Source organism: Herbaspirillum sp. ST 5-3 (assembly GCF_004804275.1).
Taxonomy (GTDB): Bacteria; Pseudomonadota; Gammaproteobacteria; order Burkholderiales; family Burkholderiaceae_D; genus Noviherbaspirillum.
This window is the reverse complement of sequence record NZ_STGI01000015.1, coordinates 100,932-118,050: the sequence shown is the minus strand read 5'-3', so window position 1 is coordinate 118,050 and position 17,119 is coordinate 100,932. Positions and strand designations below refer to the sequence as shown.

The window sequence follows — 17,119 nt, the reverse complement described above, 5'->3', positions numbered from 1 at the left end:
ACCTGCGCCCCTCAACAGCGCCTTAGTTACTTGCATTTTGCAAGCCACGAATTCATCATAAACCAGTGACTTTTATTTTGCAAGTCATTACAATGAAAATTATGGAGAAATGTGTGAAACCGGCCGCGCCGCTGACTTGCCCGATTGTTCGTTCCGCCCACCTGATCGGCGATGAATGGGTATTGCTGGTGCTGCGCTCCCTGTTCCGTGGTTCGCAACGTTTCGATGATTTGCAGAAGCAGACCGGTGCCGCGACGAATATCCTCACCAACCGGCTGACGCGCCTGATCGAAGCCAAGGTCGTTGCGAAGACGCCCTATCAGGAACGGCCGCTGCGATACAAGTACGAGCTGACGGATGTCGGAAAGGGGCTGTTCCCGGTGGTGCTGGAGCTGATGCGCTTCGGGAATGAATGGCTGCCGAGGGAAGACTGCGCGCCGATGGTGCTGCTGCACACCGAATGCGGCAAGTTCACCAAGCCGGGGCAAACCTGTTCGGAGTGCGGCGGGCCGCTGGTGCTGGGTAAAGTGCGCCTGCTGGAACCGGACGCGGAAGCTAACCCCGAGGGCAAGCAGGACTGAGCCTGCCCGCGGCGGCCTTGACTACAAGCGCGCGGCGAGCTCCGCGCCTTCGCGAATCGCGCGCTTCGCATCCAGTTCGGCCGCAACCGATGCGCCGCCGATCAGATGGAAACGCGGCCCGCTCCCGGCCTCCTCGGCCGGCATCAATTCCCTCAGCGAATCCTGGCCGGCACAGATCACCACGTTGTCCACTTCCAGCAGCCGCTCCTCGCCGTTGACCGTGATGTGCAGACCCCGATCGTCGATCTTGCGGTAACTGACGCCGCCGATCATCTGCACGCCCTTGCGCAGCAGGGTGGCGCGGTGCACCCAGCCCGAGGTCTTGCCCAGCGATGCGCCCAGCTTCGATGCCTTGCGCTGCAGCAGGTAGACCTGGCGCACCGGCTGTTCCGGCGTCGGCGCGCACAGGCCGCCGTTGCTGCCTGCCTTCAGATCGACGCCCCATTCCGCCAGCCAGTGGTGCAGCGGCTCGGGCAGCGGCACCCGCGGATCGTGCAGCAGGAACTCGCTGACATCGAAACCGATACCGCCTGCACCCACCACCGCGACCCGCCGCCCGACCGGCGCATTGTTCTTCAACACGTCGAGGTAGGACAGCACCTTCGGATGCGCAATACCCTCGATGCCGGGCGTGCGCGGCACGATGCCGGACGCCACGATCACCTCGTCGAAACCGAGTTGCAGCAACTCCTCGCGCGTGACCTTCCTGTTCAGCACCAGCTTCACGCCGGTGAGCTCGACGCGCCGCTTGTAATAGCGAAGTGTTTCGGCAAACTCTTCCTTGCCCGGAATGCGCATCGCGTAATTGAACTGTCCACCGATGCGGTCGCTCGCTTCGAACAGCGTGACCTCGTGCCCGCGCTCGGCCGCCACCGTGGCCGCAGACAAACCGGCAGGGCCGGCACCGACGACCGCGATGCGGCGCGCTTGCGCGGTCTTGCGATACACCAGTTCCGTTTCATGGCCGGCGCGCGGATTGACCAGGCAGCTTGCCCGCTTGTTGGCGAAGGTATGGTCGAGGCACGCCTGATTGCAGGCGATGCAGGTATTGATCTCATCGGCGCGGCCGCTTGCCGCCTTGTTCACGAATTCCGGATCGGCCAGGAAGGGGCGCGCCATCGATACCATGTCGGCGTCGCCCGTGGCGAGGATGTCTTCCGCCACATCCGGCGTGTTGATGCGGTTGGATGCCACCACGGGAATCGAGATGGCCTGGCGCAGGCGGCCGGCCAGGCTGCGAAATGCCGCGCGCGGCACCGAGGTGACGATGGTCGGCACGCGCGCTTCATGCCAGCCGACGCCGGTGTTGATGATGTTCACACCGGCCTGTTCCAGCGCACGGGCAACCGCCACCACATCCTCCCAGGTGTTGCCGCCCTCGACCAGATCGAGCAGCGAGTGCCGATACATGATGATGAAATCGCTTCCCACTGCCGCGCGCACCTGCTTCACGATTTCCACCGGCAGCCGCATGCGGTTCTCGATCGATCCGCCCCAGCGGTCGATACGGCGATTGGTGCGTGCGCACAGGAACTGGTTGATCAGGTAGCCCTCGCTGCCCATGATCTCGATGCCGTCATAACCGGCCCGCCGTGCCAGCTTGGCGCAGCGCACGTAGTCGTGGATGGTGCGCGCGATGCCTTTCTCGTCCAGCGCACGCGGCGTGAATTTCGAGATCGGCGACTTCAGCGCCGATGCCGATACGACAAAGGGCTGGTAGCCGTACCGGCCCGCGTGCAGGATCTGCATCACGATCTTGCCGCCTTCTTCATGCACCGCATCGGTGACGCAGCGATGATTCATCACATCGAGCACATTGCTGACCGTGCCGCCGAAGGGCAGCAGCCAGCCCTGCCGGTTGGGCGATATGCCGCCGGTCACGATCAGGCCGACGCCGCCTTTCGCGCGCTCGCGAAAATACGCGGCCAGTTTCGGATAGTTGTAGAAGCGATCTTCCAGCCCGGTGTGCATCGATCCCATGATGACGCGGTTGCGCAGGGTGGTGAAACCGAGATCGAGCGGCGCGAGCAAGTGCGGATAGGTCTGCATGATGAAGGATTCTTGTTGATTGGCATGAACGCGAGCGGCTTAGAGCCCATTTCGGCAGGTAGTGTCTGCGGATTGCAGGCCAGGAATGGCGCAGACAAGGCGCGAGGAGGCGACATAGCGGTGGCTATGGCAACGACGAGCAACGCAGTATCCGTCGTTCCTGGCCTGTAAGCTGCGGGCGCTACCTGCCGAAATGGGCTCTTAGTCTACAAGAGCGGGGCGCGCCTGTTGTAGTGGCAAACCACTAATCGACATCAAACGACACTGACCGGTCCCATGCGCATACGGATCGTGCAAGCCGGCTGATTTACACTGTGACATCTCACGGCCCAAAGGAAAGGAAATGCCATGCGAGGAAGCTGCCTGTGCGGCGCCGTTGCCTACGAGATCGACAGCATCGACATGCCGATCAGCCATTGCCACTGCCACACATGCAGAAAGGCGCAGGCGGCTGCCTTCGTCTCGACCGCAGGCGTCATGCGCGCGCATTTTCGCTGGTCCAGGGGCGAAGACAAGCTCTCTTCCTATGAATCTTCGCCCGGCAAATTTCGCCGCTTTTGCTCGCAATGCGGCACGCACCTGATCGCGGAACGCACGCACCAGCCGCATGTCATCGTGCGGGTCGCGTCGCTCGACGACGATCCCGGTATCCGGCCGGTTGCCCATATCTGGGCGTCGCACGACGTTGCCTGGTTGCAGTACGAGGGTGTGAGATCCTGGCCCGAATGGCCGCCTGGCAGATGAGTGCCGGAAAGTCGAGACAATGTCCTCCAGGGTCATGAAAAACTTCCGGTGACGCGATTGCGATATCGATACGATCGATACATGGAATGCAAGCCGCATCGCATGCTTCGCCACGTACCGAGGAAGATATGTCGAAACGATTGTACAGCGCTGTCGCTGCACTGACGCTCGCCGCATGCGGCGGCGAGAACGGCTTGATTCCCTGTTCCAGCGAGACGCCGCTGAGCATCACCGCGCAGTGGAATACCAACGGACAGATCGCCACCGATGTGCGCGGCAAGGTCAACGTGCCGCTCACCGCAACGCCGGTTCTCTCGGGCGTGCCGGCCACCTGCGCCGGGAAAGGCGAGTTCGTGCAGGACGCGGCGCTGCCCTCCGGCCTGCTGCTGGACCGCCGCACCGGCGTCATTTCCGGCACGCCTATCAAGGACATCGCGTTCAACGCAGGCAGCCTGGTCAGCATTCGCCTGCCGGGTTACAACGACACACCAATCCTGTCGAAAATCACGATATCTCCCTGAGTCTGTCCGCCCGCGGCAGCCTGTCCTACGCGCCTTCGGAGACGCCGCCTACATCACCCCGTCGTCACCCGGAAGGTCACGCACGCAATAGCAATTTCGCGCGGAAAACCTTGATCGAGTTCATGGAATCGCGCCCGGTGCGCCGATAGGATCGCTGTGACTGCCTGTCAGTCGGCCGATTACCAGAGATGATCCATGTATCCAGAACGCGTCGCAAAAGCTCTGCAGCGAGCCAGGGCACACCTCCATGCCGGCAATGCCGAACTGGCACTCCCGGAACTTGAGAAAGCGGTGCAAAAAGCGCCCAAGGGCTTTGAAGCATGGTTCCTGCTTGGACAGGCCAAGGGCATGCTCGGCGACTACGCCGGTTCCGAAAGCGCGCTGAAGAAAGCCGTCCCGCACAATCCCAGGCATGGCGACCTCTGGTACAACCTCGGCATCTCCTATTCCGCCCGCGGCGAGTTCGAACAGGCAATGGCGTGCTATCACAAGGCCATCGTCAACTCTTCGCCGCACTTGCATGCGCAGGCCACGCACAACTTCGGTTCCTGCCTGATCTCGCTCGAACAATACGACGAGGCCGCCGAAGTGCTGGCTGCGCTCGCACGCCGCCACGAGGCGGCCGACGTGCAGGCACTCCTGGGCATCGCACGCCAGGGCAAGGCCGACTTCGAGGGCGCCGTCGCGGCGTATGAGCGCGCCTTCGCGCTCGGCATGGACAACTACACGCTCAACCTCAACGCCGGCGTGTGCCACTACTCCCTTGGCGATTTCCACAAGTCGGTGCACTACGGCGAGCGCGCGCTGGAGATCAAGCCGGACGACGGGGTTGCGATGTTCAACGCGGCGCGCAGCTATCTCGAAATGGGCGACGTCGCGCAGGCCATTCAGCTGTTCGAGAAAAACGCGTCGCAGCCGACCGAGAATGCGCGCCTGTTCGCGCTCAATTTCGTCGAACCATATGACCCGCAGCAAGTCTTGCGCGAGCACCAGCAATGGGCAGCGCGCATTACGACGCAGGCGGCCGAAATGGCGCCGCTCACGGTGGACCGGAATCCCGATCGTCCGCTGCGCCTTGGATTCGTCTCGGCCGACCTGCGCGAACATCCGGTTGCCTTCTTCCTCGAAAGCCTGATCGCGCGCATCGACCGTACGCAGTCCCAGCTCCATTTCTATTCCGATGTGCGCACGGCCGACGAAGTCACCGCGCGCTTGCGGCAACACGCGGACGGCTGGACCGACACCTTCCACCTGACCGACAACGCAGCAGTCGCCGAACTGGTGCGCAAGGACGGCATCGACATTCTGTTCGACCTCGGCGGCCATACATCCGAACGCGTGCGGCTGTTCGGCACTCGCGTCGCGCCGGTGCAAGCGAGCTATCTCGGCTATGCGGCGACGACCGGTCTGCCGCACATGGACTATTTCATCACCGATGCGCTTCTCGATCCGATCGGCATGACCGAGGCGCATTACACCGAAAAGCTCTGCAGGCTCGGCAATTGTTTCGCTTCCTATCGCCTGCCGGACAGCGCGGTCGAGGTCGCTGACTTGCCGATGACGACGAACGGCTTTCCGACTTTCGCTTCTTTCCATCGGCTCAACAAAGTTAGCGCATCGACGGTCGCGCGCTGGGCGCAGGTGCTGGAAGCGGTGCCGAACGCGAAAATGCTGTTCGTCGCCAAGGGCCTTGGCGCAGAGAGCGGACGCGAGCGACTGTTGCAGGCATTTACGGAACATGGCGTGCCGGCATCGCGGCTGGAGTTCCGCGGTCATGTCGCGATGCAAGAGTATCTCGCGTTGCATAATGAAATCGACCTGATTCTCGATTGCTTCCCATGGAACAGCCATACCACGGCGATGCATGCGCTGTGGATGGGCGTACCCACGTTGACGATCGCCGGCAGTCATCACGCCGGCCGGTTCGGCGAGCTGATTGCACGCGGTGCCGGCATGGCAAACCTGATCGCCGCCGATGGCGAGGAGATGGCACATATCGCGGCGCAACTCGTCGGCGCGCCGGCGAAATTGCGTACGCTGCGGCAAGGCGCACGCAAGCGGCTTGTGACGTCGGTGCTGTGCGACCATGACTTGCTCGCATCGCGCTTTCAGCAGGCATGCCGCAGCATGTGGCGCAACTTCATCAAGGGCAGCACCGCACATATCGACATCGAATAAGGCAGAACGGCGCCGCGGATGGGTTACACTCGTGGCCGGCGCCGGATCACGGCGCCTTCCCCACACTTCGAGCGACGCTGCCATGCAATTCCCTGATTTTCCGACCACCGCCGACAGGATGCGGCGATGAGCAGCCATCCGATCATCCAATGGACAGAGGACGACGCGCCGCACGTCGCGCGCTGGCGTTCGGAAGCCGGCGTGCCTCCGCCCAAGCGTGTCGTCATTGCCGACGACCGCATGACGGCCGACAACGCTTACCGGCTTGCGTGCGAAGGCAGCGGACTGCTTTGGCGCGGTGATTTCCAGAACGCACGTCAGTTGTTGCAGGCCTTGGCGCGCCGCATCGAGCGCAAGCCGCGCCGTGCAAAGGCACCGGTGGCCGCAGTCTCTCCTGACCAGGCATTTCACCTGCACCGCAAGGAACAGGCGCAGCGCGCGCGCATTCTCGGCATGCTCCTGCTGCCATTCGAAGCCGGTCATGTGATTCCGCTGCGCCGCGCGCCCGATGTGCACCTGGCCTGCAGCGAAGCCTGGGGTGCGGCAGATGAAGCTTATGTCGCGTCCATGCGCGAGTTGCTCGGCCTGATCGGTGCGCATGAATGGCACAAGAAGGGCGTCGAGATCCCGGCGCTCGGCGCGCGCATCCATCCTTGCTACGGCGTGTTCTCGCCGGTGCGCGGCGAATATGTCGAGCTGGTGGCGCAGGCGCCGTTGCCTTCCACCGCGCTGGCATTCGATATCGGCACCGGTACCGGCGTGTTGTCGGCGGTGCTGGCCAAACGCGGCGTGCGACGTATCGTTGCCACGGATCAGGACGCGCGTGCGCTTGCCTGCGCGCGCGAAAACATCGCGCGTCTCGGTTACGGCAAGCAGGTGGAGGTCGTGCAGGCGGATCTGTTTCCGGAAGGGCGTGCGCCATTGGTGATCTGCAATCCGCCCTGGGTACCGGCACGCCCGAGTTCACCAATCGAATACGCGGTGTTCGACCCCGACAGCCGCATGCTGCGCGGCTTTCTCGACGGACTTGCCGCACATCTCGCGCCGGGCGGCGAGGGCTGGCTGATCCTGTCCGATTTTGCCGAGCATCTCGGCTTGCGTTCGCGCGAGGAATTGCTCAGTTACATTGAACGTGCGGGATTGCACGTGCTGGGAAAAATCGATGTGCGCCCGCGTCATCCGAAAGCGGTGGATGAAACGGATCCGCTGCACACGGCACGCGCGGCGGAGGTCACGTCGTTATGGCGTCTCGGCATGCGCGGGAAATAAATTCCGCCGGCAAACCACGGCGATGAAGCGCGGCAAGACAGAAAGGAAGGGGCGGATATTTCCGCCCCTTTTTCTTTCCGCGAATCATGCGGTTCAGCAGGATTACTTCTTGGCAGCGTCAGCCTTCTCTTCGGCTGCATCCTTCTTTGCGGCAGCGATCTTCTTCTTCGCCTTGGTGTGTGCCTTGGCCTTCGATTTTTCGGCTTTGGTGTCGGCCTTCACGACATCGGCCTTGGCATCGGCAGCTGCCTTCGTTTCTTTCTCTTCTGCCTTGGCATCAGCCTTGGTCGCCTTCTCTTCCGCCTTGGCTTCCTTCTTGGTTGCGCTGGCAGCGGGCTTGGAGGCAGGAGCCGGTGCGCTCGATTGCGCAAATGCAGCGGTAGCAAACAGGCCGGCGATCAGGGTTGCAATCAAAGTCTTCATAACACTCCTCGATGATTAAACTAAAAGTTTTACTACACTGATCAAAACGAAGTCGATGCAGAACCAGTTGACCCTGAGTTGTAAGGAATTGTTAGCACCGCGAGAACATTTCCGGTGCCGATGCTGCCTGTGTTCGGCAATGCAATGCACTGTGGAAATCATCGAGTGATTCCTCCAGACAGATTCCTCACGCCGCTGCGCGCATCTGCTTATACTCATGCATGCGCGCAGTCGCGCGTGCTTCCCGCTTGAACTCCATCCTCTATGTCGACGACATTCAACATCCTCCTGGCCGGGGCGCTGTTTTGTGTGCTGATGCTGCTCGTGCTCGGCTCCCTGATCCGCAGTGGAATACCCGGGATCAAGGAGTGGTGCCTGGCAAACGTCTTTGCATGCACCGCACTTCTGCTTCACGCATTTGCCGACGCGCTGCCGCCTGTCGCCGACATGGCGGCACCGGCGCTGCATGCCGCGGGCGTGGTCATGGTACTCGCGGGATTCCGGCACTTTCTCGGCCGCAGGATGCAATGGTTCGCGGCGAGTGCAGGAGCGGGCCTGCTGGTCGCGGCGCTTGCCATACTCCATTACCTGCCGGATGTCTCCGCATGGCGCAGTGCTGCGATCGGACTGTTCGAAGGCTCTCTTTCGCTGGTGATTGCGTTCACGGTCTTGCGCGCACGCAAATCGTTGCGTTTGCGCTTTCCTCATCTCTTCAGTGCTGTGGTGGCGTCGCTTGTTGCGCTGGGAAATGTTCCGCGCATCGTTCAAGCTTTATTCAATACGGGCGAGATGCCAATTGCATGGTGGGATGGCTTCTTCCTGTCCATGGATGCGCTCATCCTCCCGACGCTGAGCTTCGGCGCGGTGATGATGGTGCACGCAAGAATGATGGCGCAGACCGAACAGGCCGCCAATCGCGATTTCCTCACCGGCGCATGGTCGCGCGGCGCCTTCCTTGAACTGGTGGATCGCGAGCTGTCGCGCGCCAGGAGAACGCGCCATGCCTTGTCCTTGTTGCTGATCGATATCGATCATTTCAAACACATCAATGACAGCTACGGTCATGCCGGCGGAGATCAGGTACTGATCGACGTGGCCTTGCGCGCGGAAGCGGTGCTGCGCGAAATCGATTATTTCGCGCGCATCGGCGGCGGGGAGTTCGCAGTCCTGCTGCCGGAAACGGACCGTTATGCCGCGCAGGCGGCAGGCGAGCGTCTGCGCGTGGCGCTCGATACGAAACCGGCAGGCGACAAGATCATTGGAACGCGAAGTGCCGTTCCCTATACCGTGAGCATCGGCGTCGCGAGCCTGCGCGATGCCGACTCGCACAGCGACCTGATGCGGCGCGCCGATGCCGCGTTGTACACGGCGAAGGCCATCGGACGCAACCGCGTCGTGTCCGAATCCGATTGAGAACGGCCGACTGAAAACCGGTGTGCACATGCACCGCGCGGCTCGCTTCACAAGAAAATCAGGATTCATTATCCGCGATCAATTTGTTGTATTTACAACGGCATTCGCGCTCCATTAGTATCCGCGTTGCTCCTGTGGTCATGCACCGCAGGACCGAGACATGACCGAGCGATACGGATTCCGCTGCGCAGCTTGCGCCGTCAACCATCGCGATTCAATTCTTAAAGTTGGGAGTTTCGCTTTGCCATGGCGACGGGCCTGCGTCTTCTGCGCTTCTTATGCGCTCCGCGATTTTCCGTGCTTGCATGCGCTGTGCTGCTCGCGGCCTGCGCGGTAATGCCCGACCAGGCGGCCAAGCCTGCGCGGCGCACATTGTGGCCGCAACCGCCGGACCGTCCGCGCTTTGCCTACGAGACGGTGCTGCGCTCCGCCGCTGACATCCGTGCGCCGGAGCAGGGCACGGAAAAGATGATGATCGAACTGACCGGCCTCAAGTCGATGGCGGACACACCGGTGTTCGAAAAACCGGCGGCAGTGGTAGCGCGCAACGGCAACATTTTCGTGGCCGACACCCGCACCAGGTCGATCGTCGTCTTCGATGTCCCGCGGCGCAAGGTCTTTCGTTTCGGCCTGCGCCAGCCCGGCACGCTGCAGCAACCCGCGGGGCTGGCGCTCGATGCGGAGATGAATGTCTATGTGGCCGACAGCAAGCGTCGGCAAGTGATCGTGTACGACCAGCTCGGCCTGTTCCAGCGCGCCATCGGCGGGCCGGCCGACCTGGAGCGGCCGACCGGCGTCGCGGTCAGTCCCGACGGCGAACGGATCTATGCGATCGACCGCTCCGATAACGAGAGCGACCAGCATTGCGTGGTGGTGTACGACAAGGAAGGCAGGAAGCTGAAGGTGATCGGCACGCGCGGCCGCGCCGACGGCCAGTTCAATGTACCGCTGCAAGGCGCGGTCGCCCCTGACGGCACGCTGTACGTGCTGGACTCGGGAAATTTCCGGGTGCAGGCATTCGACCGCGACGGCAAGTTCCTGCGCGCCTTCGGCAGCCCTGGTGTCAATCCGGGCAACCTGGCGCGTCCGCGCGGCATCGCCGTCGATAATGACGGCAATGTCTATGTAAGCGACGCCAGCTTCAATAATTTTCAGATCTTCAGGCCGGACGGGCAATTGCTGCTGACGGTGGGCGAGGCCAGCCGCGACAGCCGTCCCGGTCAGTACGGCCTGCTGAGCGGTATCTCGGTCGACGAGACCGGGCGGGTATATGTGGTGGACCAGTTGTTCAACAAAGTGGAAGTCATTCGCCGCTTGAGCGAGGCCGAGGGCAACAAGATCCTGCAGGCGGCGAAATAATACGGACATCGGAGACAAATGACACTGCGAAAAATCATTGTTGCATTCCTGCTGCTCGGAAGCGTCTTCGGCCTTGCCTACGGAGCCGGCGACCTGACGACCAAGTTCAGCAACCGGGGCAGCATCAGCAATACGCGGCACAACCTGACGCAGCGGCAGGTTGCGGGCGGGCCGAGCGGCGCGATGATGGACAACTACCGCAACGACTACCAGGAGATCTGCGTCTATTGCCACACGCCTCACGGCGCCAACACTACGACCAACCTGCCGTTGTGGAACCGCACCATGAAGGTGACAACCTATACCACCTACAATCAGCTCGGCACGCAGACGCTGCAGGGTGAGGTTTCCCAGCCGGGCAACAATTCACTGGCTTGCCTGTCATGCCATGATGGCCAGACCGCAGTCGATTCCATCATCAACATGCCTGGCTCGGGTCGTTATTTGAAGGCGCAGGAAACCACGCAGAACGATTCCTTCCTCAACACCTGGGTCAATCCGCGCGGGCAGAATGCGTCGGTGCACTTGCGCCTGACACAGGGCGAATGCCTGGCCTGCCATTCGACGGGTGCCGGCTTCCTCGGCGCGGGCGCAACCGACTTCACGGTCGCCGCCATCGGCACCGATCTGAGGAACGACCATCCGGTGGGCGTCACCTTCCCATCCAAAAACGGGCCTGGCACCGACTTCAATGCACCCAGCGGTTCGCAGGGTGCGGCGCGCTTTTTTGACACCAACAACAGCGGCAGCATGGACAGCGGCGACATCCGCCTGTACGTCACCAATGGCAAGGTGCAGGTGGAATGCGCGTCCTGCCACGACCCGCACGGCGTTCCTTCGGCAGGCCGCGACAGCGACTTCTTCCCGACCTTCCTGCGCGTCTCGAATGCGGGGAGCAAGCTATGCATGACCTGCCACGCGAAGTAATCGCGGGCAGGTCAATACACGAGGTCTAAAGCACCCGCACGCACAAGCGGAAATCGGGATCTTCCTCGTATTTCCTGATCTCGAAGTCGAGACTGCGCATCAGCTTGAGCATCGGTGCATTATTGGTCAGCACCAGGCCCTCGACCTGCGACAAGCCCTTGCTGCGCGCCACGTCCATGATGGAGAGCATCATGCGCGATCCCACGCCCTTGCCGTTGAAATCGTCGGCGACCGCCAGTGAAAATTCGCAGGTGGTCAGGTCCGGGTTGGTGACATAGCGCGACACGCCGATGATGCGCTCGGTTTCGGTGAAGCCGCCATCGGCGTTCGGCGTGCGTTCGCGCAGGATCGCCACCAGCGCCATTTCGCGGTCGTAATCGATCAGCGTGAAGCGTGCCAGCATCTTCAGCGACAGCTCGCGCATGGTCGACACGAAACGGAAATAGCGGCTTTCCGGAGACATGCGGCGCACGAAATCCTGCAGCATCTGTGCGTCGTCGGGATGGACCGGCCGCACCGTGTAATGTCCGCCGCCGCGCAGCGGCCATTCCTGTTCTTGCGACGACGGATACGGCAGGATCGCGAGATGGTTGTAGTTGTCGGTGCCGGCCGGAGCGTGATCGATCACGATGCGCGCGTCGACCACCAGCGCGCCGGCTTCGTCGACAATCACCGGATTGATGTCCATTTCACGCAGTTGCGGCAGCGCGCACACCATTTCCGATACGCGCAGCAGAATCTGCTCCAGCGCCTCGCGGTCGGCCGGCGGCGCGCCGCGCCAGTTGCCCAGCGTCTCCGCCGAGCGCGCACGGTCGATCAGGCGCTGCGCGAGAAACTGGTTGAGCGGCGGCAGTTCGATCGCGCGGTCGGCGATCAGTTCGATCATGGTGCCGCCGGCGCCGAACGAGATCACCGGGCCGAAAGGCTCGTCGGTGCTGACGCCGATGTACAGCTCGCGGCCCAGCGGCTTGCCCGACATGTTCTGGATCGTCACGCCATTGATGCGCGCATCCGGCCGCAAGCGGCTGACAGTGGCCATCATGTCATGCCAGGTGTCGCGCACCGATGCCGCGTTGTGCAGGTTGAGCGCCACGCCCTGCACATCGGATTTGTGCGCGATGTCGGGCGAGTCGATCTTGAGCGCGACCGGATAGCCGAGCTGGTTGGCGACCAGGATCGCCTCGCTCGCCGAGCGTGCCAGTATCGTTTTCGTGATCGGGATATGGAAGGCCGACAGCAGCGCCTTCGATTCCATCTCGGTCAGCACCCTGCGCCGTTCGGCCAGCACGCTTTCCACCAGAATGCGCGCGCCCTCCAGGTCCGGCTTGGCCAGCGCGGACAAGGGCGGCGGGGTCTGATGCAGCAGTTGCTGGTTGCGATGGAAGGACGCGATGTTGTTGAAGGCATCGACCGCCGCTTCCGGCGTGCGGTAGGTCGGAATGGCGGCGGCCGTCAGGACCTTGCGCGCTTCGACCGCGCGTTCATCGCCCATCCAGCAGGTGACGAGCGGCTTGCCGACGGACGGATGCAGATCGGCCAGCGCTTGCGCGACGGCGGTGGTATCGAGTCCCGGCTTGGGCGACAGGATCACCAGGATGCCGTCGATGCCATTGCTCGATGCGCAAACCTTGATGGCTGCGCGGTAATGTGCGGCATCGGCGTCTTCGGCCAGATCGATCAGGGATTGCAGACAGGCCAGCGGCGACAGTTGCGGTGCCAGTTCGGTTGCGGCTTGCGGCGGCAGCGCGGCCAGTTCGAGGCCAAGCTCATTGGCCCAGTCGGCCGCCAGCACGCCGGGCCCGCCGCCGTTGGTGATGATGGCGATGCGTTTGCCGACCGGCAGATTGCGCCCCGACAGCCCCTTGGCCGCGGAGAACAGTTGCACGAAGGTGCGCACCCGCACCGCGCCGGCGCGTTGCAGCGCGGCGTCGAATACGTCGTCACTGCCGACGATGGCGCCGGAATGGGTGAGCGCCGCTTTCTCGCCGGCCGGTTTGCGCCCGGCCTTCAGCACGATCACCGGCTTGGCGTTGGCGGCGGCACGCAGCGCGCTCATGAAGCGCCGCGCGTTGCGAATGCCTTCGAGGTAGACCACGATGCTTTGCGTCGAGCGGTCCTCCGCCAGGAAGTCGAGCACTTGCGCCACATCGACGGCGGTATTGGCGCCGAGCGAGACCACCGAGGAAAAACCGACGCCGTTCTTGACGGCCCAGTCGAGGATCGATGAAGTCAGCGCGCCGGATTGCGAGACCAGCGCCAGCGAGCCGGAACGCGCGAGCGAGCCGAGCGCACTCGCGTTCAGGCCGAGGTGCGGGCGCTGGAAACCCATGCAATTGGGGCCGAGCAGATGGATGCCGTGCTGCCTGGCGATCGCCTGCAATTCGGCGGCCAGCTTGGCATCGACGCCGCTGGAAATGATCAGCGCGGTCTTGCTCTGGATGCGGGCCGCGACTTCGAGCGCGGCGGTCAGTTGCTCGGATGGCAGGGCGATGATGGCGAGGTCGGATCGCGATTGCGCGAGGTCGCTTAGCGTGCCGGTCATGCCGATGTCGAGGAAGGTGACGGGAGCCTTGTAGCTGCCGTCGCGCAGTTGTTCGGTGATCAGGCGGCCGGGGCCGGTTTGCGTTTCCGGGGCGCTGATGTCGCCGGCGAAGACGACGATCGAGCCTGGGGAGAAGAGGGGGGTGAGGTAATGCTTGTCCATGTTTTGCTAATCGTCATATAGGGTTATTGTTCAGTATCGCAGGTTCTGTTGTCTGCTGTTTGTCTCTTCGGCAGCCCAAAGCGGAGGGTCATCCAGGCGCGATCTGCCCCTGGCTGATCGGCATTGCTGATTCTTTAATCTGCTCCAATCAAAACTTTCACATGCGCGGCGACGCTGCGTGCGAGGGCCGGCAATGCATAGCCGCCTTCCAGGCAGGACACGACGCGTCCCTTGGCGTGGCGTGCCGCGACTTGCATCACTTGCCGTGTGACCCATGCGTAGTCCGCCTCGACCAGTCTCAGGTTGCTGATGTCGTCTTCGAGATGGCCGTCAAAGCCTGCCGAAATGAACAGCAATTCGGGCTGGAATGCGTCGAGCGCGGGGATCCAATGGGATTCGACCGCTGCGCGAAACGCGGTGCCGCCCGAATGCGGCGGCAACCCGACATTGACCATGTTCGGGCCCATGGGTTCGCGGCCGGAAAACGGATAAAGGTTTTCCTCGTAGGTGGAGCACATGAGTACGCGCGGATCGTCATGCAGGATGTCTTCGCTGCCATTGCCGTGATGGACGTCGAAGTCGATCAGCGCGACGCGCTTGATGCGGTGTGCGTCCAGCGCATGGCGAATGCCGACAGCGATGTTGTTGAAAAAGCAGAAGCCGCCGGCGGAGTCGCGTTCCGCATGATGCCCGGGAGGCCGGATGTTGCAAAATGCGACCGGCGCGGCGCCGCGCAGCACGAGGTCGGTTGCCTTCACCACCGCGCCGGCGGCACGCAATGCCGCGCGGTAGGAATGCGGATTCATCCAGGTGTCAGGATCGACCTGCTCGTAAGCTTCGCGCGGTGACTTGGCCGCCAGTTCGCGCACATGCGCCATGGTGTGGGCGCGCGCGAGTTGCTCCGCGGTTGCCAGCGGCGCGTCGTGGAGCTGCATGAAGTCCAGCACGCCTTCGGCCAGCAACTGCTTGCGGATGGCTGCGATGCGCTCCGGGCATTCCGGATGAAATGCGCCCATCTCATGCTGGCTGCAGTCGTTGTGCGAAATGTAAGCGGGTAGCATGCAGGTCCGGCCTCGATGGGCAAGCTGCGCCGGCTTGTTCGCACGGCGCACGGTAATGAGGGAAATGGCACTGAACCCTGCAACAGTGCGCCAAGCGCGCGCCGATTTCCTTGTCCCAGATCAAGATTCCAGACAGCACCGTATTGTGTGTCAGATCGATGCCACGCGCTTCTGCGCCGCTGTGCTGATGGCAAGCACGGCCGGATGGGAAAGACGCCGTTCCACCGAGATCGCATAGAACTGTTCGGTGAGGGCGTCGGTGCGGCCGATTTCCTGCACGCCGTACTGTTTTTTTACTTGCGCGGCGACGGCAATGGGTGCTGCGAAGATGCCAACGCCGGCTTCGCCGAATTCCTTGAGCAGCGCTCCATCATCGAATTCACCGACGATGCGTGGCCGGATGCGCTCCTTGCCGAACCATCGCAACAGGCGCGGGCGCAGCGCCGCATCCTCGCCCGGCAGCAGGAAGGGGGCACCGTCGAGGCTGTGCGGAAACGCCTTCCTGTGGCGTCTGGCCAATGCGGGCGCTGCAAAGAAGGCCACGCCGCATTCGCCCAGCAAATGGCTGAAGCCGCGCACGTTGCTGTTGGGAGGCATCGGACCATCGGCAAGCACGATATCCAGTCCGCGGATCGCCAGCCCGGCCAGCAGCGTGTCGAGCTTGCCTTCGCGGCAAACGATGCGCAGGGTTTCGGGCAGGTTCAAGGCGGGTTCGAGCAGCAGGCGCACGATCGATTTCTGCAGCGAATCGACCACGCCTACGGTGAACTGCAAGGGACGGCCGCCGGGACGATTGCGCAGCATGTCCTCCAGTTCCTCGCCCAGCGTAAAGATCTCATCCGCATAGCTGAATACCATGCGCCCGGTATCGTTGAGCTCCAGTCGCCGGCCGACGCGGTCGAACAAGGTTGTGCCCAGCGCTTCTTCCAGCATGCCGATCTGGCCGCTGATGGTCTGCGGCGTCAGGTGCAGCTGCTCGCCGGCGCGGCCGATGCCGCCGCACTTGGCGACGACCCAGAAGTAATGCAGGTGCTTGTAATTGATCGTGCTCATGATGATTCGAATTTTTCGAATTGAAAAGACATCATATTCGAATTTTAAACGGGTTTCCTGTGGACTAGATTGAATGCAAGGCCGGCAGCAAACGGCCGATTCACCCAACACGAAGGAGTCCGTCATGAGAGTCGATGTCCGCGCCCAAGGATTTGAACTGACCAATGCGCTTGCCGAGCATGCCCAGCGCCGACTGCATTTTGCGCTGAAGCACGCGGCTGACCAGGTGCAGCAGGTGACGGTGCGACTGGCCGACATCAACGGACCGCGCGGCGGCATCGACAAGCGCTGCACCGTGCACCTCGTGCTGAATGGCATGCCCGATGTTGTTGCCGAGGATACCGAAGCCGATATGTACATCGCGATCAATCGTGCGGTCGATCGTGTTGGACGCACGGCACTGCGCCGCCTGGATCACTAGAACTCATTTCATCAATAGGCGGGTTCGCGTTCGCACCAGAATCGGTGCTGGCAAGGCGTGCGACGCGTCAAATAGCGGGGCTATTTGCAAGGACCGGAGCGCCGGCCGGCACAACACCGCCAGCGCCGATTCTGGTGCGAACCCTCCGGGAAGGTGGTCTGGACGGCGCATTGCGGCGTTGCGGCGCTAGCGCAGGGGGCCACCCTGCGCGTCGCGTCGCGCCTTGCACTGCACCCGTCCAGGCCACCTTCGCGAGCCCTCCTATTGATGAAATGAGTTCTAGAGACAATTCCTCCCCCGGCACGGGGGAGGATGTCAGCGCCGCATCGCAAGGATCAAGAAGTCTGCGAAAAGTCGAGATGCCATCGCGCCTTCGGCGTGATAATGACCTGAAAGGGAACGAGAACAGAACAAGC

Annotated in this window: 14 protein-coding genes; 9 read left to right on the top strand and 5 right to left on the bottom strand. The window is 62.5% G+C overall.

Annotation, left to right across the window (positions count from 1 at the left end; translation table 11 throughout):
• Nucleotides 1-113: 113 nt before the first annotated feature.
• Entirely contained in the window at nucleotides 114-581 is a 468-nt protein-coding gene (locus E6W33_RS23055) for a helix-turn-helix domain-containing protein (protein WP_168798732.1), read from the top strand.
• A 21-nt stretch (nucleotides 582-602) separates the two neighbouring features.
• Here the strand turns inward: E6W33_RS23055 and E6W33_RS23050 are convergent, their stop codons facing one another.
• Nucleotides 603-2,630, bottom strand: a complete 2,028-nt coding sequence (locus E6W33_RS23050; RefSeq protein ID WP_136419712.1) for an NADPH-dependent 2,4-dienoyl-CoA reductase — start codon at nucleotides 2,628-2,630, stop codon at nucleotides 603-605.
• A gap of 348 nt (nucleotides 2,631-2,978) precedes the next feature.
• Between E6W33_RS23050 and E6W33_RS23045 the strand changes: the two genes are divergently transcribed.
• The 4 genes from E6W33_RS23045 (at nucleotide 2,979) to E6W33_RS23030 (ending at nucleotide 7,342) form a co-directional block, all read left to right on the top strand.
• Nucleotides 2,979-3,374, top strand: a complete 396-nt coding sequence (locus E6W33_RS23045; RefSeq protein ID WP_136419711.1) for a GFA family protein — start codon at nucleotides 2,979-2,981, stop codon at nucleotides 3,372-3,374.
• 128 nt (nucleotides 3,375-3,502) lie between these two features.
• Entirely contained in the window at nucleotides 3,503-3,895 is a 393-nt protein-coding gene (locus E6W33_RS23040; protein WP_168798731.1) for a putative Ig domain-containing protein, read from the top strand.
• 195 nt (nucleotides 3,896-4,090) lie between these two features.
• Complete coding sequence (locus E6W33_RS23035) at nucleotides 4,091-6,073, top strand: tetratricopeptide repeat protein (protein ID WP_136419709.1); 1,983 nt, start codon at nucleotides 4,091-4,093, stop codon at nucleotides 6,071-6,073.
• 126 nt (nucleotides 6,074-6,199) lie between these two features.
• Entirely contained in the window at nucleotides 6,200-7,342 is a 1,143-nt protein-coding gene (locus tag E6W33_RS23030) for a class I SAM-dependent methyltransferase (protein WP_136419708.1), read from the top strand.
• A 102-nt stretch (nucleotides 7,343-7,444) separates the two neighbouring features.
• On the opposite strand, the gene E6W33_RS23025 is transcribed toward E6W33_RS23030, so the two are convergent.
• A complete protein-coding gene (locus tag E6W33_RS23025) occupies nucleotides 7,445-7,765 on the bottom strand; it encodes a hypothetical protein (RefSeq protein WP_136419707.1) in 321 nt (106 codons plus the stop codon).
• A 264-nt stretch (nucleotides 7,766-8,029) separates the two neighbouring features.
• Here E6W33_RS23025 and E6W33_RS23020 point away from each other — a divergent pair, with 264 nt between their 5' ends.
• The 3 genes from E6W33_RS23020 (at nucleotide 8,030) to E6W33_RS23010 (ending at nucleotide 11,464) form a co-directional block, all read left to right on the top strand.
• Entirely contained in the window at nucleotides 8,030-9,178 is a 1,149-nt protein-coding gene (locus E6W33_RS23020) for a GGDEF domain-containing protein (protein ID WP_136419706.1), read from the top strand.
• A 297-nt stretch (nucleotides 9,179-9,475) separates the two neighbouring features.
• Nucleotides 9,476-10,537: a hypothetical protein gene (locus E6W33_RS23015; protein WP_168798730.1), complete on the top strand. Its 1,062-nt coding sequence runs from the start codon at nucleotides 9,476-9,478 to the stop codon at nucleotides 10,535-10,537.
• An 18-nt stretch (nucleotides 10,538-10,555) separates the two neighbouring features.
• On the top strand, nucleotides 10,556-11,464 hold the full coding sequence (locus tag E6W33_RS23010) for a cytochrome c3 family protein (RefSeq protein WP_136419704.1): 909 nt from the start codon (nucleotides 10,556-10,558) through the stop codon (nucleotides 11,462-11,464).
• Between the two features lie 25 nt (nucleotides 11,465-11,489).
• On the opposite strand, the gene E6W33_RS23005 is transcribed toward E6W33_RS23010, so the two are convergent.
• From E6W33_RS23005 to nhaR, 3 genes are all read right to left on the bottom strand, one after another.
• Entirely contained in the window at nucleotides 11,490-14,168 is a 2,679-nt protein-coding gene (locus tag E6W33_RS23005; RefSeq protein ID WP_136419703.1) for a bifunctional acetate--CoA ligase family protein/GNAT family N-acetyltransferase, read from the bottom strand.
• A 134-nt stretch (nucleotides 14,169-14,302) separates the two neighbouring features.
• Complete coding sequence (locus tag E6W33_RS23000) at nucleotides 14,303-15,229, bottom strand: histone deacetylase family protein (protein WP_136419702.1); 927 nt, start codon at nucleotides 15,227-15,229, stop codon at nucleotides 14,303-14,305.
• A gap of 150 nt (nucleotides 15,230-15,379) precedes the next feature.
• The gene (gene nhaR / locus E6W33_RS22995; protein ID WP_136419701.1) at nucleotides 15,380-16,282 is read right to left on the bottom strand and encodes a transcriptional activator NhaR; all 903 of its coding nucleotides are present in this window, start codon (nucleotides 16,280-16,282) and stop codon (nucleotides 15,380-15,382) included.
• A gap of 124 nt (nucleotides 16,283-16,406) precedes the next feature.
• Here nhaR and E6W33_RS22990 point away from each other — a divergent pair, with 124 nt between their 5' ends.
• Nucleotides 16,407-16,703 carry an HPF/RaiA family ribosome-associated protein gene (locus E6W33_RS22990; protein ID WP_136419700.1) on the top strand — a complete coding sequence of 99 codons (297 nt, stop codon included), beginning with the start codon at nucleotides 16,407-16,409 and terminating at the stop codon, nucleotides 16,701-16,703.
• Nucleotides 16,704-17,119: the final 416 nt, after the last annotated feature.